Here is an 18,814-nt window from a genome sequence, read left to right as displayed (position 1 = left end):
GGTGTCGCCCTTCTGGTGACGACGACGTCACCTTCGTGAAAGGTAGTGCCCGTGAACAGCAAGGTCTCCACCGCCCCGCCGCACGCGCGAACGTCCGAGCCCGCCACAAGGGCGACGAAGGTGTCCATCGCCGGCGGTCTCGTCGGCGTCTTCATCGAGCTGTACGACAACGCCGTCTACGGCTTCGTGGCCGGCACCCTCGCCGTGGTGTTCTTCCCCAGCGGTGCCCCTACCACCAGTGTCCTTCTGACCTTTGCCGCCTTCGCGATCCCGTTCTTCTTCCGGCCGGTGGGCGCAGCCGTCGCCGGGTCGTGGGGCGATCGTATGGGGCGCAAGCGCGTCCTGATGGTGCTCATCACCGTGATGGCCCTGGCGACGGGTCTCGTCGGCCTCCTCCCGAGCTACGCGACGGCGGGCGCCTGGGGGGCGGTCGGCCTGGTGCTGCTGCGCTTCGTCCAGGGTTTCGCGATGGGCGGCGAGCCGGGCAACGGCAACTCCTTCCTCGCCGAGCACGCGGGGGAGGGGCGCCGCGGGCAGGTGGTCAGCTACGCCAACGCGGCCACCTTCGTCGCGATGCTCCTCGGCACCCTGTTCGCCGCGCTCCTGACGGCCGTGCTCAGCACCTCGTCCATGGAGGCGTGGGGGTGGCGGCTCCCGTTCCTCCTCGCCCTGCCGCTCGGTGTGGTCGGCCTCGTCGTACGGCGGCTGGCCGACGAGTCGCCCGAGTTCACCGAGGCCGAGGAGGAGGGCGAGGTGACCGTCAGCCCCCTCAGGGAGGCGTTCACGTCCCCAGGGATCCTCCGAGCCATGGGGATGTGCGTCGTGCTACCGCTGCTCAACAGCTCGGGCTACTTCGTCCTTTTCATCTACATGCCGTCGTTCATGAAGGACGAGATGCACTTCTCGGCCACGGAGGGCCTGCTGGTCACGGCCGTCATGCTGGCCGTCGGGACGTTCGCGGTGCTGTACGCGGGACGGCTCTCGGACCGGTTCGGGCGCAGGAAACTGCTCAGCACCTCGGCCTTCGGCATGGTGGTCATCGGGTTCCCCTGCTACTGGCTGCTGACCCGGGGCTCCTTCACCCTGGCGGTCGTCGGCGCCGTCCTGATGTCCCTGTGCTTCGCCGGCACCAACGGCGTGATGCAGGTGACGCTCGCCGAACTGTTCCCCACCCGTGTGCGCACCGTCGCCTACGGCGTCGGCTACAACGCCGGCACCGCTCTCTTCGGCGGCGCCGCCCCGCTGCTGGTCTCCTCCCTCATCGCCGCGACCGGCAGCAGCTGGATCCCCGCGATCTACCTGGTCCTGACCTCGGCCGTCGCCGGATTCGCCGCACTGCGCATCCAGGAGACGGCCTTCTCCCCCCTCAAGCGCTGATTCCCCCCGCGGTACGGCCCCCGCCCTCCCGCACCCCCGAAAGGACGGTGGTTCCCGTGGCGAAAGCCACCACCCGCAAGGCCGGAGCCCGGCTCGACAGGCTGCGCGCCAGGCTGGACGCGGCAGGTCTCACGGCCCTGCTGCTGACTTCGCCCGGCGGCCGCGGCTACATCCTGGGAGCAGAACCAGGTTCCGCCGTCCTGCTCACCACCGAGGGCACGGTCGCGGTCACGAGCGGGCCGTACCCCGGGGAACTCGGCGCCCTGCTGCGGGCGGCCGGGGTCACCCGCGGCTCGGTGGGCACGGAGACCGGTTCGCGGGAACCGGCACTCCCACTCCCCGGGAGCCCCGGCCTGAGCCTCGTGGACGCGGGCGACCTGGTCTTCGCCGAGCTCGCGAGTCACGATCCCGCGGAACTGCGCGCGTTCGCGGCCGCGGCCGAACTCACCGCCGTCGGCTACACCGCCGTCATGGACCACCTGCACGTCGGCATGGACGTACGGGAGCTCTCCGGCAACGTCGACCGCTCGGTTCGCAGGGCCGGCGGCCTGCTCGGCTGGTACGACCCCTGCGGCGCGACCGGGGCGGCCGGCTCCGACCTGGTCACCGTGCGCGGCCACGACCCCGCCACGGCCCGGCTCACCGCCGCGGACCCGGTGCGCTACGTGCTCCACCCGCTGTGCGACGGGGCCGTCGGATATGCAGCCGCCACTGCCGTGCTCAGCAGGCCGGACGGCCCGCTGCGCACCGCGGGCGACACCTGCGCCGCCGCGACGGCCGCGCTGCTCGCGGCACTGCGCCCCGGCGATCCGCTGCGCGACGGCCTCGACGCGTTCGCGCGGGTGGCCGGCGAAGCCCCCGCCACCTGCCGGATCATGGCGATGCACGGCGGCGGGGCGTCCCTGCCGCTCGCCTGCGGGAGCGACCTGGTCGCAGAACCGGGCATGGTGCTGGGCGTCAGGACGGCGGCGCAGGTGCCGGAAGGGGGCGCCGTCGAACTAGCCGAGACCGTTGTGGTGACCGGCTCGGGCGCAAGGGCGCAGGCACGCACGCCGTTGCGACTCGTCGAACTCCACTGACCCACCGAGCCGTCGCGCCGGCACGTCCGCGCGGACGGAAACGGCCGTACCGGCCGTGCGAACCGTAGGAGGTACACGCCCATGGACGGGAACGCCACGCCCCTGCCCGAGGCAGCCGGTCCGGCGCCCACGGCCGACCTGAACGGACGTGCCATGCCGCTCGTCGGCTTCGGCACCCATCCGATGCGCGGCGACCAGGCCACCGAGGCGGTGCTCACCGCGCTCTCCGTGGGCTACCGGCTCGTCGACACCGCCACCCGGTACCGCAACGAGGCGGCCGTGGGAGCGGCACTCGCGGCCACCGAAGTGCCGAGGGCCGACGTGTTCGTCACCACCAAGATGCCGCCCGACCAGGTCGGCAGGGAGCGGCTCACGCTGGAGCGCAGCCTTGCCGCACTCGGCTGCGGGTACGTCGACCTGTGGCTGATCCACTGGCCGCCGGGGGGCTATCCGGGCGTCGCGAGCTGGCGGGAGTTCCTCCGGGCCCGTGAGGAGGGCCTGGTACGGGCCGTCGGCGTGAGCAACTACCCGGTGGAGCTGATCGACGCGCTGCACGCGGAGACCGGCGTGTACCCGGCCGTGAACCAGGTGCAGTGGGGGCCGGGCGACTACGACCCGACCTTCGCCGAGGCGATGCGGCGCCGCGGCGTGCTGCTCAGCGCGCACAGCCCGCTGCGCAGCACCGACCTCGACCATCCGGTGCTCATGGAGATCGCACGGCGGAACAAGCGCTCGGTGCGCGACGTCGTCCTTGCCTGGAACCTGCACCACCGGGTCGCGGTGACTGTGAAGTCCGCTCGCCGCGAGCGGATGGAGCAGAACCTCGCCGCGGCCGGCCTCGCGCTGACCGCGACGGACGTAGAGGCCGTGGACGGCCTGTCGGCCGCGGCGGGGGCGCGCTGACACCGGCCGTCGGCCGAACGCCGGAGCACGCAGGGGCGCAGCGGCCTTTTGTCGTGCGGCGGCCCGCGCCGTCAGGCGGCTGCGGTGTCCGCGCGAGGCTCCGTGGGGGCGGCGGCCGGGCCGGGAATTCTCCGGCGTCCTTCCATCGGAATTCCTGATGCCGTGATACGGGATTCTTCTTCGCCTTTTTGCCGTCGTCTCTCCTGTCTACGCTCGGATCGGCGTACTGATGGAAGCGCGCCCCACCCCGATCGCCGAGAAAGGCCGCCGTGGTTTATCAAGTCGTGGTCACACGAGGTTATGCCGAGCCGGACGGCAGTACCGTTTTCGGTGATATCGGGCTCTCCCGGCTGACCGAGGCGGGGCTGACGTGGCGCGTACTCCACGAGGCGACGGCGGAACTGCGGGCCGATCAACTGGCGGACGCTGACGCAGTACTGGTGCTCGGTCCCGAGCGGGTGACCGAGTCGGCGCTGCCCGCCTCGGGTCGGCTGCGGCACGTCGCACGCTTCGGCGCGGGCTTCGACGCCGTCGACACGGTGGCGTGCGCGCGGCACGGCGTGGCGGTGACCAACACCCCCGACGCGGTACGCAGACCGGTGGCCGACTCCGTGGTCGCCCTGCTGTACGCCCTCGCCTACCAGGTGGTCGTCAAGGACCGACTGGTGCGGGAGGGGCGGTGGGCCGAGCGCGGCCGCTGGCGTGGCTCCGGGCTGCTCGGCGCGACGGTGGGCATCGTCGGATTCGGCGGCATAGGGCAGGAGACCGCCCGTCGGCTGCGCGCGCAGGGGCTGCGCGTCCTGGCGTACAACAGGAGCCACCGAGGCCGGGAGGCCGCCGCCATCGGCGTCGAACTGCGGCCGCTGGAAGAGGTGATGGCACAGAGCGACTACGTGGTTGTCACCGTGGCCGCCAACCCGGACACACGACATCTCGTGGGGGAGCGTGAACTCGCCCTCATGAAGCCCACCGCCAGGCTGATCAACGTGGCGCGCGGTGTGGTCGTGGACGAGGAGGCGCTGGCCGCGCGCCTCGCGGACGGCCGGCTCGCCGGGGCGGGCCTCGACGTGTTCACCGAGGAACCGCTGCCTCCCGGGAGCCCGCTGACCCGGCTGGACAACGTCGTGCTCGCGCCGCATTCCCTGTGCTGGACGGACCAGTACACCGAGGCGGTCTCGGCGAGTGTGATGGCGTCGCTGATCGCGGTCAGCCGCGGCGAGCAGCCCCCCGAGACGGTCAACGGGCCCTTCCCCGCGGGGGCATGGCCCCGCACACCTACCGGTGGGGCCAACGAGGAGAAGAGGGACAGGACATGACGCTCGACGCCGGACACCAGGGGACGGCGGTCATCACGGGGGCGGCGTCCCGCCGTGGCATCGGCCGCGCGCTCGCCGCCCGGCTGGCCGCCGCGGGGTGGGCACTCGGCCTGCTCGACATCGACCCCGAAGTGGAGCGGGCAGCCGAGGAACTGCGCACCGAGCACGGCGTCGACGCGGTCGGGGCGGTCGCGGACATCGCGGACCCCGCCTCCGTCGACGCGGGCGTCTCCGCCTTCGAGGCCCGGCTGCCACCCGTGACCGCGTTGGTGAACAGCGCGGGTGTGAGCTCGCCCGTGCCGTTCTCCGACGTGGACCTCGCGACGTGGGAGCGTGTCATGCGGATCAACGCCACCGGTACCTTCGTGGTGTGCAAGCGCGTCGTGCCCGGCATGGCCGACCGCCGTTACGGCCGGGTGGTGAGCCTCGGCTCGACGGCGATGCAGAACGGCGGCGGCACGTACAGCAAGTCCGTCTACGCCGCCTCCAAGGGCGCGATCGAGGCGTTCAGCCGCGCGCTCGCGCTCGAGGTGGCACCCAGCGGGGTGACCGTCAACACCGTCGCCCCCGCCACCATCGACACCGACATCATGGGCGGCCGGATCACTGACGACCGCAAGCCCGCGTTCCTCTCCCAGCTCCCGGTCGGGCGACTCGGCACCACGCGCGATGTCGCTGCGCTCGTCGAGTTCCTCGTCGGCGAGGACGCCGGGTACATCACCGGCGCCACGTACAACGTCAACGGGGGGCTGCGCATTGGCTGACGGCCAGGCGCCGGTCCCGGCGCCCGCATCCGGCTCCACCGTGCACACCGAGCGGCCGTCCCTGGCCGTTCCCTCCCGCATCCCTGTGCCGTACCCACCTGAGGACTGGCCGATCGCGGCCGCCATGTTGCAGTTCCCGCCGCACGCGGCGGACGGCACCCCGGTCGGGGACCTGGAGCCCGACGAGTGGCGCCGCCTCCTCCAGCCTGTCGTCGACGAGGGTTTCACACACCTGGAGCTGTCCACGGCGTGGCTGCCGCTCGGCGACCTGGACGACCACCGGCTCAGGGCACTGTGCGACGTCCTCGACGACGCCGGGCTCGCCGTGCCCGGCGTCGGGGTCGTCCGGCGCGGCATCCTGCACCCGGAGCGCGGACCGGACAACCTCGCCTTCTCGCACCGGACGATCGACGCGGCGGCCGCCCTCGGCGCCGGCGTCGTGTGCCTTGGACTCCACGACGTCCTCTCCGCGGAGCAGCGGAGGGCGCTGTGGTTCTGGACGGTGCCGGGTGGCGACGTGCCCCCGCTCGGCGACCCCGAGGCGCGCTCGCTCGCCGTCCGCCTCTTCAGGGAACTGGGCGACCACGCGGCAGGCAACGGTGTGCAGCTCTCCTTGGAACTGTACGAGGGCACCTACCTGGGCAGCGCGGACGAGGCCGTGCGGTTCCTCGACGACGTCGGCCACGACGCGGTCGGACTCAACCCCGACCTGGGCAACCTGCTGCGCGCCCAGAGCCCCGCGGACAGCTGGGAGTACCTCGTCTCCACCACCCTGCACCGGGCCAACTACTGGCACGTCAAGAACTACGCGCGCCTGGAAGACCCGGCCACCGGCACCGTCCTCACGCACCCGACCTCCCTCGAACTGGGCGTCATCGACTACCGCGCTGCCGTCCGGTACGCGCTCTCCCGAGGATTCCGCGGCGCGTTCGTCGTCGAGCACTACGGCGGCGACGGGCTGAGCGTGGGAGCCACCAATGCGGCCTACCTCAGGCGCATCCTGCCCCGCCACTGAACCCGCACCAGCCGACCGTCCCAGAGTGGAGAACCCACCGTGGCACTGCCCCCGGCGCCCGCCGCCGACTTCCCCCGGGAGCGCACCGCCCTCGTCACGGGCGCCGCGTCGCCGCGCGGCATCGGCCGCGCCATCGCCGCACGGCTCGCCGCCGACGGCTGGTCGGTCGCCGTGCTCGACCTGGACGAGTCCGCCTGCCGGGAGGAGGCGGAGCGCCTAGCGGACGAACACGGCGTGCCCTGTGCCGGCCTGGGCGCCGACATCCGCGACCGGGACGCCGTGCATACCGCGGTGCGGCGCATCGAGGCCGAACTGCCGCAGCTCGTCGGGCTCGTCAACAACGCCGGGGTGAGCTCGCCCGTCCCGTTCCTCGACGTCTCGCCCGCCGAGTGGCAGCGGGTCGTCGACGTCAACCTGCACGGCACCTTCCACGTCACCCAGGCCGTTGCGAAAGTCATGGCACCACGTCGGCTCGGCCGCGTCGTCAGCATCTCATCCACTTCGGCGGAGCGTGGCGGGGGTGTCTACGGGCGCGCCGCGTACTCGGCGTCCAAGGCGGCGCTCCTCGGCCTCTCCCGCACCCTTGCGCGCGAACTCGGCCCGTACGGCATCACCGCCAACTCCGTGGCGCCGGGCTCCATCGACACCGACATCATGGGCGGCCGGCTGACGGACGAGCGCAAGGCGACACTCCTCGCGGACCTGCCGGTCGGCCGGATCGGCACCGTCCACGACGTGGCCGCGGTCGTCGCCTTCCTACTGAGCGAGCAGGCCGGCTACCTGACCGGGGTCACCTACGACGTCAACGGCGGCTCCCACATCGCATGACACTCCCACACACGAAGGACGACACCACCGTGGACGTTCCGTTCAGCGCCGACCTGACCGGCAGGACCGCCGTCGTCACCGGCGCGAGCACCGGCATCGGGCATGCGATAGCCGACCTCTACCTGCGCAACGGCGCCACCGTGGTGGGAATCCACCGTCGTGAGGCCACCGGGCACACCGGGCGCTACGTCCCGGTGACCGCAGACCTCGGCGACCCGGCGCAGATCCACGCAGCCGCCGCGGCGGTGCTGCGCGAGCACCGGGTCGACATCCTCGTCAACAACGCCGGCCTCAACATCCGCCACCCTGTCGAGGACTTCCCCGCGGCCGACTGGGACCGGGTGCAGCAGGTCAACACCCGGGCCGTCGTGGAGCTCACGCAATTGTTCGGGCGGCCGATGCTGGACCGCGGCAGCGGTGCGATCGTCAACCTCGCCTCCATGCTCTCCTTCACCGGCGGCTTCACGGCCTCCGCGTACGCCGCGTCCAAGGGCGCCGTCGCGCAGTTCACCAAGTCGGTGGCGAACGAGTGGGCACCCAAGGGGGTGCGCGTCAACGCCGTCGCGCCCGGGTTCATCGACACCGAGATGAACACCACCCTCATCGCCGACGAGACCCGCAACCGCCAGATCCTCGACCGCGTCCCCGCGGGCCGGTGGGGCACAGCGCAGGACATCGCGGGGGCCGCGCTGTTCCTCGTGTCCGACGCCGCCCGCTTCGTCCACGGCACCGTGCTGCCCGTCGACGGCGGCTACCTCGGGCGCTGAACGCGCCCTGCCCGGCAGAAAGGAACGTCCAGTCGTGAAAGCTGTCGTCGTCCACGGGGCGGGAGACCTGCGCGTGGACACACTGCCCGAACCGCGGGTCACACGGGACCGGGTCCTGGTCCGCGTCGTGTACGGAGGCATCTGCGGATCCGACCTGCACTACGCCGCGGACGGCCGCAACGGCCCCTACACGCTGGCCGAACCGCTGGTGCTCGGCCACGAGGTGGTCGGTGTCGTCGCCGGTGCCGGGCGCGACGTGCGGAACCCGCCGGCCATCGGCACCCGCGTCGCCCTGCACCCCGCGACGCCCTGCGCGCCTGCGGGCGCCGCCTCGCCCACCGGCCTGCACCTGCACCCCGACAGCACCTACCTCGGCAGCGCCTCCACCCGGCCACACACCCAGGGCGGCTTCGTGGAACTGATCGAGGTGTCGCCCACGCAGCTGCGCCCGCTGCCTGCCGGGCTGCCCCTGCGCAGGGCCGTGCTCGCCGAACCGCTCGGCGTGGCTCTGCACGGTGTGGCCCGCCTCGGCGAGCGGGTGCGGGGTACGAAGGTTCTGGTCAGCGGCGCGGGCCCGATCGGCGCTCTGGCGATCGCCGCGCTCCGGCACGCGGGCGCCGCCGAGATCACCGCAGTGGACCTGCGGGAGTTCCCGCTCGCCACCGCCGCTGCGGTGGGCGCGACGTCCACCTTGCGGCCGGCGGGCGGTGACACCGTCCCTGAGGCCGCGTACGACATCGCTGTGGAGGCGGCGGGCGCGGTCGCCTCGCTCGCCACCGCGCTGCGGGCGGTACGCCCCGCAGGGGCCGTGCTGCAACTCGGCATGCTGCCGCGCGAACCGGTGCCCGTCGCCATGTCGGCGGTCATCGCCAAGGAACTGGTGCTGTACGGCTCCCAGCGCCTCGACAGCGAGCTCGACGCCGCGCTCGCGGTGCTCGAAGCCGATGCCTCGCTCGACGCCGTGATCAGCCACGAGTTCGCCGTGGACGCCACCCTGGAGGCGTTCGGCGTCGCGGCGGACCCCTCCCGGTCGTCCAAGACGGTGCTGCGGCTCGGCGCCGACCCGGACGCCTGAACCACGAAGGAAGGAAGCCACATCATGATTCACGTACGCACCAAGATCGACCGCCCGCCCGCGGACGTCGTCGCCGCGCTCGGCGAGTTCTCCGCGGCCACCATCCACGAGGCGCAGGGCCGCAAGGGCGCGCTCGCGCACCGGCTCAAGCCCGTGGATCCTGCCATGTCGTTCTGCGGGCCGGCCTTCACGGCCGAGGCGCAGGCGGGCGACAACATCATGGTGCAGGTGGCCATCTCGTACGCGCGGGCCGGGGACGTCGTCATCGTCGCGGGCGGGGAGTTCGAGCAGGCAGGCTCCTTCGGCGACGTCCTCGCCACCGCCTGCAAGAGCAAGGGCTTGGCCGCTTTCGTCACCGACTCGGGCGTGCGCGACAGCGCGGACCTGCGCACCCTGGGCTTTCCCGTCTTCTCTGGCTCGGTGTGCATCGAGGGCACGGTCAAGGAGACCCTCGGCCACGTCAACACCTCGATAGCCGTGGGCGGGCAGGTCGTGCGCCCCGGGGACATCCTGCGTGGCGACGCCGACGGCATCGTCGTCGTCGACCCCTCGGAGGCCGAGGAGGTGGTCCTGGCGTGCAGGCGGCGCGAAGACCACGAGACGCTGATCAGGGAGCAGCACCGCCGGGGTGACAGGACGCTGATCGAGGTGCACGGGCTCACGGAGAAGCTGAAGGCCAAGGGTCTGGTCGTCGAGGAGTGACGACGCGCCCCGACCGCCCCGCGGTCGCCGTGGTCGGCCTCGGCCCGATGGGCGCCCCCGTCGCCCGCCACGTCGCCCGCGCGGGCTTTCCGCTCCAGGTGTGGAACAGGACCGCCGCCGCGTCCGCCCCGTTCGGGCCGCGGGCGGCAGCAGCCCCGGCGGACCTCGCCGCCCGGGTCGTGCTGTCGGCGCTGCCGGACGTCGACCAGCTCGACGAGATCGCCCCGGAATCCGTGGTGCGCCGCTGGGCCGGGCGGGGGACCACCCACCTGGCCGTGCTGAGCACCACCTCACCCGCGAAGATCACGGCGCTGGCCGACCGGCTCGGCCGCTGCGGCATCGCCGTGCTCGACGCGCCGATGAGCGGCGGCGACGCAGGCGCCCGCGCCGGCACCCTGAGCCTGATGGTGGGCGCGGCGCCCGAGGCATACACGTACGTCGAGCCGGTGCTGAGGAGCTTCGCCACCACGGTGGAGCACATGGGCCCGCCGGGCACGGGCAGCGCGGCCAAGCTGTGCAACCAGGTCGTCGTCGCCGGGACGCTGGTGGCCCTCGCCGAGGCCCTCGACCTGGGGCGCAGGGCCGGGCTCTCGGGCACGCGGCTGGTCAGGGTGCTCGCGGGCGGCCTCGCCGCGGGCGCCGTGCTCGACGCGAAGGCCGCGAAGATACTGCACCGCCAGTACGGACTCGGGGGCAGCGCGGCCAACCAGCTCAAGGACCTGCGCTACGTGACCGGGCTCGCCGACTCGCTCGGCGCGCCCCTGCCGCAGTCCCGCCGCACCCGGGAGCTCTTCGAGGAGGTGCTCCGCCGGGGCCTCGGCGACGCGGACCACTCGGCCGTCTACGAGATCGTCTCCGCGGACCGCGAGGCGGCACGGGACGCGGGGCCGTCCGCCACCCGGCCCTGCCCCGGAGCCGATGGCCCTCTCCCACCTGCGTAAAGCCTTTCCCCGGAGGACTCAAGGCGGTACGTTCACCCGCATGGCCCTCGCCGCTCGGTGCGCGCCCGCACGCTCCGTCCCTCCCGGGATGAGCGGGCCGTGCGCCCGGAGACACCGGAGCAGGACGCCACCCGAGGAGGAGCACGATGGACACCCGCAGGCTCGGCTACTTCGTCAGGGTGGTCGACATCGGCAACATCACCCGGGCCGCCGAGTCCCTGCACATCACGCAGTCCGCGCTCAGCCAGCACATCTCGGCACTGGAGAGCGACTTCAAGAGCCGACTGCTCGAACGCACGGGCCGCGGCGTGGAGGTCACGTCCTCGGGGCGCTCGCTCTACCGGTACGCGCAGGGCATCATCCGCCTCGAACAGGCCGCGCGCATCGACCTGCGGAGCGGCAGCGACACCCCCGCGGGGCTGGTGACTGTGGGGCTCGCCTCGTACAGCATGGCCACCGGCCTCGCGGTGCCGCTGCTGCGGGCGGTGCGCAGGTCGTACCCGAAGATCCAGCTCCAGCTGATCCAGAACCTCACGGTGGTGATGAGCCAGGCCGTACTGCTGGGACAGGTGGACATGGCGCTCATCTACGACCCCGGCTACGTCAAGGGCGCCTTCTTCGAACGTGTCCAGGAGGAGGAGTTCCACCTCGTCACCAGCGCGGGGGCGCCGCCGGTCGCCGCCCGCGGTGACACCGTCACACTGAAGGAGGCGAGCGCGCTCGGCTTCGTCATGCCGAGCGAACTGCACACCGTACGCCGCATCACCGACGCGGCCTTCCACACCGCGGGGCTGCACTGCTCGGTCGTCGCGGAGGTCGAGACGGACTCCGTCCTGCGGGACACCGTGGTGCACGGCCTCGGCGCAACGGTGCTTCCACTCTCCGCTGTCAGGGCCCACTTCGCACCCGACGAGGTGCGGGTCCACCGCTTCGCCGACACCCGGCTGTGCACCGCGATGTCCCTGTGCACCCCCGAGGTGCAGCCGCTGTCCCCTGCTGCCGCGCTCGTGGCGGACCTGGTACGCACACTTCTCCGCGATCCGGTGCTCCTCGGCCGACGACCGGGCTGAACGCCTTTCAGCCCGCGCGGCGTTCGAAGTTCAGCCACGGGGGACCCGGAACGTCGGGAGGATCTCGGCGTGGCCGATGTCGACCTGGCGGGGCGATCCGACGACGAAGCCGACGGCGTCCGCGGCGTCCTCGGGCTTGAGCGACTCGTAGCCGTCGGAGAAACGGTGCCGCGCCTCCACCATTCCCGGCGTCAGCAGCCGCACGAGATGCGGAACGGCCCTGAGGCCGACGGCGGTCTGTTCGTCCACGTCTGACTCGTCCGCGGTGAGGATGGTGCCGGTGCACGACATCCCGCGTCGTTCACGGGGACGCCGACCTACGCCCCGCCCACCTTCGGCGACAGCGGCCTCCGATCCAGCACGGCCTCGTGGGGCCGGCCCCAGAGCCGGCCCCAGACGCCGGCCCGTGACCAGATCAGGAAGCGGCGGTGCGCGGTGGACTCCGACATGCCGAAGCAGAGCGGGGGCCCGCCAGGCGCACCCGCTGACCAGGAGACAGATGATCGCGGCGAACACCGTCTCATCACGCGTCTCCTGCGTCCCGCCGCCCTGCGGTCGCATTTTCGAGGGCGGGATCAACGGCTCCGCGATCTCCCACAAGCCGTCCGGAACGATCCAACTCCAGGCACTTCTGCCCATGTTCAGATCGACGGGCCAGAGCCCACATAGGACACGGTCTAAAGAGCTGGGGGAGCGGCGTCGCGACGCGGACCGCGGGCCTCCTGGCCGGTGGCCGGGCGTCCTCAGCCTCACTTCTTCCGGTCCTTGCGTTGTCGTGGGCGTTCACGGCTCCCCTCGCACGCGAAAACGTCGGCGTTCCCCTGCTACCAGTCGGGTGGAAGAAATTCCAGAGGTTGACGGAAGACCCCGTTCACCGGTCGGGGTCCGCCGCCACGGTGTCCGATCCGGCCTCTGACGGGGCGGAGCCTGCCGGGGCGGCGTCGGCGAGAGCCACGCCGGCAGGTCTGCCGCACACCCCTTGGCATGTGCGCAACGCCCGTCGGCGCGAGCGGCGTGCTCCGGAAGGACGCGGAACGCCGCGGCGACGAGGACCGGGAGGTCGCCCTTCGGCTCGTTCGGGGCAGGTCACGGAGTTTCGGGGCAGGTCACGGAGTGAGGACGGCCCGGCCCCGGATCCGGCCGTTCTCCAGGTCGTCCAGGGCGTCCTGGAACCGGTCCAACGGGTACTTCGCGGTGTGCAGCCTCACCCGGCCCTGTGCGGCGAGGACCATCAGCTCGCACAGGTCGTTGTAGGAACCGACCAGGTTGCCGATGAAGTTGATCTCGGCGGAGATCACGTCGATGGTCGGGATGTCGAGGTTCTCGCCGTAGCCGACCACGTGGTAGTCGCCCGCCCGGCGCAGCATGCCGACGCCGTCCCTCGTGGAGCCGCCCTCACCGACGAAGTCGATGACCGCCTCCGCGCCCTGCCCTCCGGTCAGTTCACGCACGCGCTCGACCTGGCTCCCGTCCGCGACGACACCGCGATCGGCTCCGATGGACACGGCCAGGTCCACCGCGTCGGGATTGCGGTCGACGACGACGATCTCGGCCGCGGTAAGGGCTTTGAGCACCTGTACGCCGATGTGCCCCAGCCCGCCCGCGCCGATCACGACGCAGCGGTCGCCCGGACGCAGCCTGCGTGCCGCTTTGGCCGCCGCGTGGTACGCCGTGAGCCCCGCGTCGGCGAGGGCCGCCACGTCGGACGGTTCCAGGGAGCCGTCGATGCGCACGAGGCTGCGTGCGGAGGTCTTCAGGTACTCCGCGTAGCCGCCGGCCGTGTCGATGCCGGGAAACTGGCTGCTGTCGCAGTGCACGTCGTCACCTGCCCGGCATGCCCGGCACAGTCCGCAGGTGATCAGGGGGTGGACGATGACTTTGTCGCCTTCGGCGACGTTGGTCACGGCGCTGCCGACCGCGTGGACCCAGCCGGCGTTCTCGTGGCCGATCGTGTAGGGCAGGGCCACGCCCGACTTCCCCGCCCACTGACCCTCCAGGATGTGAAGGTCGGTGCGGCACACACCCGCCCCTCCGATCCTGACGATCACATCGTGCGGGCCGGTGACCCGGGGCACCGGAATGTCGGCCATCCTGAGGCGCTGGCCGTAGCCCACGACCTGGACTGCTTTCACGGGACCTTCTCCTTCGGTGGAACGGTGGGATGCGGGAGCCCCCGCGGACGGCCGTGGGCTCCGTCGCGCAGGCGGCAGGGCCGGGCCCGGGGGACACCGGCCGGCGCCGTCGACCCGCCCTGCGTGCGGACGACGGCCTGTGCCGGACACTCCCTAGCCGGCGGCGGACTGCGCGTACCGGGTGCGGAGCAGCCCTCGGCAGAAGTGCGCGTTTCCCTCGATCGATACCCGGGTGGAGCGGGCGAAGCGCAGCCGGAGCGGGATCTCCTCCGGCGTGTAGCGGCGTCCGTTCTCGTCCACCAGGACCGGATCCGACGGTGCCACGCCGAGCCCCAGCGCGGCCCGGCGCCGCAGCAGAGCGGTGGTGGCCGTCGAGGTGTCGGGAAGATCGCCCAGGACCAACTCCCGGAGGTCTTCGCCGGACAGGTCCGGGTTCTCGCGGAGCACGGCAGCCAGCGCACGATCCATCGCGGCGGTGTGGGCCTTGGTGCGGAAGGTCAGCCGGAGCGCTTCGAGATCCTTCTCCGCCTCGGTCCCGAACGTTCCGCGGTAGCCCGCGTCCGCGGCCAGGCCTCGATTGATCAGGTCGGAGTCGTGGTGATCGTCGAGCAGCACCACGACTTCGCGGGTCCACTCCAGCGCTGTCAGCACGTCCTTGGAGTCCGAGGCCATCAGGTACGCGAAGTTCGGCGAGCAGAACGAGGTGGGGAGCTGGAGGTGGACGGTGAGCGTTCCGTCGGGGGCCACGGTCACGGAGCGCACGAAGCCCAGATCGGTGATCGGTTCGTCCAGCTCCGGATCCAGTACGGCGTCCAGCGCCGCGCGCGCGGAGCTCTCGCGTCGGTCGACGGACATCTCAGGCCGCCGCCGGTTCCGCGACACCCAGCCCGGCCGGCACCTCGATGCCGTACATGGCGGCCGCGTTCAGCCCGAGGATCTTCTTCTTCTGCGCCAGTGTGATCGGCGGGTACTCGGTCATGTCCTCGGGAATCTGGAAGTCGACGAACCGCTCGACCAGCCAACGGGGCGTCCACAGCGCGTAGTCGCTGGAGAACTGGATGCGGTCCTCGTCCAGCCAGTACAGCAGTTCGCCGATGATCTGCGCGAAGTACCGGGGGCGGCTGTGGATGAACGGCATCGCGACCGCGAGTCCCGCGTGCACGTTGGGCTCCTGCGTGGCGATCCAGCAGAAGTCCTCGAGCCGGGGCAGTCCGCAGTGCTCGACGACGAAGTTCATCTCGGGGAACTCCGTGGCGGCCTTGTCGACATCCGCCACGTCGAACGCGTCCCGGTCGAGGGGCCGGATCGTCGGCCCCTTGTGGAGGTGGATGTTGTTGATCCCGAGTTCCTGGCACGCTTCGAGGTAGCGGTACGTCCACGGGTCGTCGAGCTTGTAGCCGCGGCTGTCGCCCTTCCACTCGGCGGTGTACAGCTTCGCGCCCTTGAGCTGGAACCGCTCGGCGTCCCGCCGCAACTGGTCGAGCCCCTTCTGCTCGTACCGGGGGTCCCAGGAGTGGTTGTACGTCAGCTTGTCCGGGTGGCGGCGGGCGAGCGCGAAGGCCTCCTCGGTCTGCCCGAAGCCGTTGCGGTAGAACGCTCCGAGCCGCGCGGGCTGGAAGATGGCGTGGTCGACGTGGCCTTCCTCGAACAGGTCCCTCATCAGACGCTCGCCGCCGTAGTAGAGGTACTCCTCGTAAGGCCACAGCTCCGACTCCGGGCTCAGATTGCGGTGGTAGTCGTAGAAGCAGTCGATGAACTGTTTTCCGTGGATGTTGAGTTGGTTTTCGGGGCGCGCGTCCCAGAGAGCGATGTGCGCGTCCACGATGAAGAAGTCCTCGCCGTCCTTGGAATACATCTCGCTCCTCAATTCGCGATGGGTGGTCGACCGAGAGAGCCTCGGCGTGCCGCGTCAGGAGAACTGGATGCCGCCGTCGATCATGACGGACTGGCCGGTCATGTAGTCCGAATCGGGCGAGGCCAGATAGGAGACGAAGGACGCGACGTCCGAGGGCTCCTCGACGCGTCCGAGGGCGATCGCCTCGGCGTGCTTCTTGATGGCCCGCCCCTTCTGCAGGCCCTCGGCCGCCGCCAGCCGCTCGTCGATCAGGTCCCACATGTCCGTGCCGACGATCCCCGGGCAGTACGCGTTGACGGTGATGCCGTGGCGTGCCCATTCCATGGCCGCGGCCTGGGTGAGACCGCGTACGCCCCACTTCGACGCCGAGTACGTGCCGAGCAGCGCGAACGGACGGTAGGCGACGATGGAGGCCGCGCCGATGATCTTTCCGCCGCGGCCCTGGGCGATCATCTGCCGTGCGGCGGCCTGGTAGGAGAGGAAGACACCTCGCAGGTTCACGGCCATGACCTGCTCGAACTCGTCGAGTTCCGTGTCCACCAGCGGCGTGACCCTGGCGATGCCGGCGTTGGCCACGTAGACGTCGACCCCGCCGAAGTGTCCCGCCACCTCCTCGACGAGCGCGTCGGTCTGCTCCTTGCTGGTCACATCGACGTTCACGGCGAGGGCACGGCGGCCCGCCTTCTCGATGCCGGCCGCCACCTCGCCCAGCTCGTCGCTCATGCCGGGAAGGTCGGCGACGGCCACGTCGAGTCCGTCCGCGGCCAGCCGCTCCGCGACGGCGCGGCCGATGCCGCGCGCGGCGCCGGTCACGATCGCGGTACGGGTGGCGTTGCCTGCGGCAGTCATGGGTGCTCCTGTGGTCGAAGGTGAGCGTCCGCGCCCCGCGGCGCTGACCTCAGCGTGAGGGAAGGAAGGGCCGCCAAGTTTTTCAATGTGGAACACTCCCGACCCGCCGCCGTAACCCCGCGGACGGCTTCGGCGGCGCCTGAGCCGTCGCACCAGGGCCGGCGCGGCCTCGCCCCCTCCCGCCGAAAGTGTCGGCAAGCCCCTTGACGGAGAAGGCGGGAATACCCACCTATGGGCGTGGTGGGTCAGCGATCGAGCCCTGTCGCGCCACGAATGGAAAGGGTGCGAGAGGGTTTGTAACATAACGGTAATACGTGCATCGGAGACGCCATGCTCAGTGACAGCGCAGCGCGGGACCGGACTATCGCGGAAGCACGCCTGCGGTTTCTCACGAACGCCGAGCCGCCTGCCACGATCGTGCCCGAAGGCATCCGGAATTCCTGGCAGCGCTCCAAGTACCTCGGGGTCGGCACGGACGAGGTGGCGGCTCCCTACCAGCCGGACTACGACCGGGAGAGCCGATTGGTCCGCGCCGCCACTCCGGTCCTGGACCGTCTGGGACAGGCGCTGACGGGATCGAACGTCTGCGTGATCGTGACGGACCGCAAGGGATGGGTACGCGGTCGCCGCGTCGGTGAGAAGCGGCTGTCGGCATACCTGGACCAGGTCCGTCTCGCGCCGGGCTTCAGCTACGCCGAACAGTTCGTCGGCACGAACGGCATCGGGGTCGCGCTGGAGGAGCGCCGCCCCAACGTGGTGCTGGGCACCGAGCACTTCAACGAACGCCTGCAGAGCGTCTCCTGCGCGGCGGCCCCGATCCGCAACCCGGTCACGGGGCGAGTCGAGGGCGTCATGAACTTGACCTGTTGGAACGGTCCCGCACGCCCCCTCATGTCGGCGCTCGTCCAGGAGGCCGCCGACGACATCGAGCGCGCTCTCTACGAGTTCAGCAGCTCGCACCAGCGAGCGCTGCTGGAAGCGTTCCAGCAGGTGACCCACTACGGCGACCGGCCGGTGCTCTGCCTCGGCCAGGACCTGGTGCTCGCGAACTCCGCGGCCGCCGCGAGGCTCACCGGCGACGACCACCGGCTGCTGCACGAGGCGGCGGCCGAGACGGGTCACGCTCCGCGCACCCGAAAACCGGTGCGGCTGGCCCGGGGGGAGACCGTGCTGATGCGGTGCCGCGTGATCGAGAGCCCGGCGGGGGCGGCCGGATATCTGCTGGAACTGGCCTTCGACGACCCTCACCGCACCCCGGGCCGCCCCGGCACCCGCTTCAGGGAAGAACCCGCCGCGTCCCGGCCGTGGCCGCTGCCCGGCCTGGCCGGGACGGATCGGGCGTGGAACGCCGCCTCACGCGCCGTGTCGCGCTGCGCCCGCGAGCGAACAGCGCTCCTCCTCCACGGCGAGAGCGGAACGGGAAAATGCGCGCTGGTTCGTGCCGCGCACGCGCTCACCGGGGCCGTCTCGGCGCCCGTCACCGTGGACGCCGCGGACTTCCGGGACGCCGGGGCAGGCCTGCCGGCCGCCCTGCGCGCGGCGGCCACCGGGCCCGGTCGCGCCGTGATCCTGCGCAACGTCGACGCCGTGGCCCCCGAGCACGAGTTCACCGTCGCCCGGGCACTGGACGCCGCCGGGGAAGCGGGCACCTGGGTCGTGGGGACGGTCCACCGCATCCAGGACGTTCCGGAGACCCTGAGGCACCGCTTCGCCGAAGCCTCGGCGGTGCCCGCCCTGCGCCACCGCCTCGCGGACCTCCCCGCCCTCGTCGACTGCCTGCTGCGACGCATCAGCCCCACCCTGGAGTGCGCGCCCGAGGTGCTCCCGCTGCTGCGCCGACACGACTGGGCCGGAAACGTCCGTCAACTGCACACCGCCCTGTCCCAGGCCGCGGCAGACCGCAAAACCCACCGGATCGAGCCCCGCGACCTGCCGCCCTCCCTGCACAGCGCGGCCAGCCGGTCGCTGAGCGCCTGGGAAGAGGCTGAGCGTGACACCCTGGTCGAGGCGCTGTTGGAGGTGGACGGCAACAAGCTGCTGGCGGCCCGGCGGCTCGGCATCTCCCGTACGACGGTGTACCGCAAGATGCGGGCCTACGGCATCACGCTCCCCCCACGCGGCTGAGGGCAGCCGCGCCGGCC

General features: G+C 71.7%; 18 protein-coding genes and 1 pseudogene. 13 read left to right on the top strand and 6 right to left on the bottom strand.

Features of this window, described 5'->3' with window-relative positions; genetic code table 11:
- Window positions 1-51: 51 nt before the first annotated feature.
- The 12 genes from ABEA77_RS01190 (at window position 52) to ABEA77_RS01135 (ending at window position 11,837) form a co-directional block, all read left to right on the top strand.
- Entirely contained in the window at window positions 52-1,377 is a 1,326-nt protein-coding gene (locus ABEA77_RS01190) for an MFS transporter (protein WP_345639961.1), read from the top strand.
- A 56-nt stretch (window positions 1,378-1,433) separates the two neighbouring features.
- Window positions 1,434-2,456: a M24 family metallopeptidase gene (locus tag ABEA77_RS01185; protein WP_345639959.1), complete on the top strand. Its 1,023-nt coding sequence runs from the start codon at window positions 1,434-1,436 to the stop codon at window positions 2,454-2,456.
- 81 nt (window positions 2,457-2,537) lie between these two features.
- Window positions 2,538-3,359, top strand: coding sequence for an aldo/keto reductase (locus tag ABEA77_RS01180; protein ID WP_345639958.1), 822 nt, complete (start codon window positions 2,538-2,540; stop codon window positions 3,357-3,359).
- Window positions 3,360-3,643: 284 nt separating this feature from the next.
- Entirely contained in the window at window positions 3,644-4,675 is a 1,032-nt protein-coding gene (locus tag ABEA77_RS01175) for an NAD(P)-dependent oxidoreductase (protein WP_345639956.1), read from the top strand.
- Window positions 4,672-5,439, top strand: coding sequence for an SDR family NAD(P)-dependent oxidoreductase (locus ABEA77_RS01170; protein ID WP_345639955.1), 768 nt, complete (start codon window positions 4,672-4,674; stop codon window positions 5,437-5,439). The genes ABEA77_RS01175 and ABEA77_RS01170 overlap by 4 nt, the downstream gene beginning before the upstream one ends.
- A gap of 124 nt (window positions 5,440-5,563) precedes the next feature.
- Window positions 5,564-6,454 (top strand): sugar phosphate isomerase/epimerase family protein, encoded by an 891-nt coding sequence (locus tag ABEA77_RS01165; RefSeq protein ID WP_345639953.1) that lies wholly within the window; start codon window positions 5,564-5,566, stop codon window positions 6,452-6,454.
- 39 nt (window positions 6,455-6,493) lie between these two features.
- Window positions 6,494-7,282 carry an SDR family NAD(P)-dependent oxidoreductase gene (locus ABEA77_RS01160; RefSeq protein ID WP_345639951.1) on the top strand — a complete coding sequence of 263 codons (789 nt, stop codon included), beginning with the start codon at window positions 6,494-6,496 and terminating at the stop codon, window positions 7,280-7,282.
- The gene (locus tag ABEA77_RS01155) at window positions 7,279-8,049 is read left to right on the top strand and encodes an SDR family NAD(P)-dependent oxidoreductase (RefSeq protein WP_345639950.1); all 771 of its coding nucleotides are present in this window, start codon (window positions 7,279-7,281) and stop codon (window positions 8,047-8,049) included. The genes ABEA77_RS01160 and ABEA77_RS01155 overlap by 4 nt, the downstream gene beginning before the upstream one ends.
- A gap of 34 nt (window positions 8,050-8,083) precedes the next feature.
- A complete protein-coding gene (locus ABEA77_RS01150; RefSeq protein WP_345639948.1) occupies window positions 8,084-9,124 on the top strand; it encodes a zinc-binding dehydrogenase in 1,041 nt (346 codons plus the stop codon).
- Between the two features lie 24 nt (window positions 9,125-9,148).
- Window positions 9,149-9,826, top strand: coding sequence for a 4-carboxy-4-hydroxy-2-oxoadipate aldolase/oxaloacetate decarboxylase (locus tag ABEA77_RS01145; protein WP_345639947.1), 678 nt, complete (start codon window positions 9,149-9,151; stop codon window positions 9,824-9,826).
- Entirely contained in the window at window positions 9,823-10,767 is a 945-nt protein-coding gene (locus tag ABEA77_RS01140; protein WP_345639945.1) for an NAD(P)-dependent oxidoreductase, read from the top strand. Before ABEA77_RS01145 ends, ABEA77_RS01140 begins: the two co-directional genes overlap by 4 nt.
- A gap of 146 nt (window positions 10,768-10,913) precedes the next feature.
- Window positions 10,914-11,837, top strand: a complete 924-nt coding sequence (locus ABEA77_RS01135) for a LysR substrate-binding domain-containing protein (RefSeq protein WP_345639943.1) — start codon at window positions 10,914-10,916, stop codon at window positions 11,835-11,837.
- Between the two features lie 30 nt (window positions 11,838-11,867).
- Here ABEA77_RS01135 and ABEA77_RS01130 read toward each other — a convergent pair whose 3' ends face one another.
- The 6 genes and pseudogenes from ABEA77_RS01130 to ABEA77_RS01105 form a co-directional block, all read right to left on the bottom strand.
- Window positions 11,868-12,128 carry an SDR family oxidoreductase gene (locus ABEA77_RS01130; RefSeq protein ID WP_345639942.1) on the bottom strand — a complete coding sequence of 87 codons (261 nt, stop codon included), beginning with the start codon at window positions 12,126-12,128 and terminating at the stop codon, window positions 11,868-11,870.
- A gap of 59 nt (window positions 12,129-12,187) precedes the next feature.
- A pseudogene (locus ABEA77_RS01125) lies at window positions 12,188-12,476 on the bottom strand (transposase); the annotation flags it as partial.
- 467 nt (window positions 12,477-12,943) lie between these two features.
- Complete coding sequence (locus ABEA77_RS01120; protein ID WP_345639941.1) at window positions 12,944-13,969, bottom strand: NAD(P)-dependent alcohol dehydrogenase; 1,026 nt, start codon at window positions 13,967-13,969, stop codon at window positions 12,944-12,946.
- 153 nt (window positions 13,970-14,122) lie between these two features.
- Window positions 14,123-14,824, bottom strand: coding sequence for an iron-sulfur cluster assembly protein (locus ABEA77_RS01115; protein ID WP_345639940.1), 702 nt, complete (start codon window positions 14,822-14,824; stop codon window positions 14,123-14,125).
- A gap of 1 nt (window position 14,825) precedes the next feature.
- Window positions 14,826-15,824 (bottom strand): amidohydrolase family protein, encoded by a 999-nt coding sequence (locus tag ABEA77_RS01110; protein ID WP_345639939.1) that lies wholly within the window; start codon window positions 15,822-15,824, stop codon window positions 14,826-14,828.
- Window positions 15,825-15,878: 54 nt separating this feature from the next.
- Window positions 15,879-16,673 (bottom strand): acetoin reductase, encoded by a 795-nt coding sequence (locus ABEA77_RS01105; protein WP_345639937.1) that lies wholly within the window; start codon window positions 16,671-16,673, stop codon window positions 15,879-15,881.
- Window positions 16,674-17,003: 330 nt separating this feature from the next.
- On the opposite strand from ABEA77_RS01105, the gene ABEA77_RS01100 reads away from it, so the two are divergent.
- Window positions 17,004-18,797, top strand: coding sequence for a sigma-54-dependent Fis family transcriptional regulator (locus tag ABEA77_RS01100; protein WP_345639935.1), 1,794 nt, complete (start codon window positions 17,004-17,006; stop codon window positions 18,795-18,797).
- The last annotated feature ends 17 nt before the right edge of the window (window positions 18,798-18,814 follow it).

Source organism: Streptomyces tremellae, assembly GCF_039540215.1.
GTDB lineage: Bacteria > Actinomycetota > Actinomycetes > Streptomycetales > Streptomycetaceae > Streptomyces > Streptomyces tremellae.
This window is presented reverse-complemented; position numbering and strand designations above follow the sequence as displayed.

Excerpts from the sequence above, each read along its gene's own strand:
- ABEA77_RS01115 (WP_345639940.1), bottom strand. The coding sequence starts at position 14,824 with ATGTCCGTCGACCGACGCGAGAGCTCCGCGCGCGCGGCGCTGGACGCC.
- ABEA77_RS01180 (WP_345639958.1), top strand. The coding sequence starts at position 2,538 with ATGGACGGGAACGCCACGCCCCTGCCCGAGGCAGCCGGTCCGGCGCCC.
- ABEA77_RS01170 (WP_345639955.1), top strand. The coding sequence starts at position 4,672 with ATGACGCTCGACGCCGGACACCAGGGGACGGCGGTCATCACGGGGGCG.
- ABEA77_RS01165 (WP_345639953.1), top strand. The coding sequence starts at position 5,564 with ATGTTGCAGTTCCCGCCGCACGCGGCGGACGGCACCCCGGTCGGGGAC.
- ABEA77_RS01105 (WP_345639937.1), bottom strand. The coding sequence starts at position 16,673 with ATGACTGCCGCAGGCAACGCCACCCGTACCGCGATCGTGACCGGCGCC.
- ABEA77_RS01100 (WP_345639935.1), top strand. The coding sequence starts at position 17,004 with ATGCTCAGTGACAGCGCAGCGCGGGACCGGACTATCGCGGAAGCACGC.
- ABEA77_RS01130 (WP_345639942.1), bottom strand. The coding sequence starts at position 12,128 with ATGTCGTGCACCGGCACCATCCTCACCGCGGACGAGTCAGACGTGGAC.
- ABEA77_RS01145 (WP_345639947.1), top strand. The coding sequence starts at position 9,149 with ATGATTCACGTACGCACCAAGATCGACCGCCCGCCCGCGGACGTCGTC.
- ABEA77_RS01110 (WP_345639939.1), bottom strand. The coding sequence starts at position 15,824 with ATGTATTCCAAGGACGGCGAGGACTTCTTCATCGTGGACGCGCACATC.
- ABEA77_RS01155 (WP_345639950.1), top strand. The coding sequence starts at position 7,279 with ATGACACTCCCACACACGAAGGACGACACCACCGTGGACGTTCCGTTC.
- ABEA77_RS01135 (WP_345639943.1), top strand. The coding sequence starts at position 10,914 with ATGGACACCCGCAGGCTCGGCTACTTCGTCAGGGTGGTCGACATCGGC.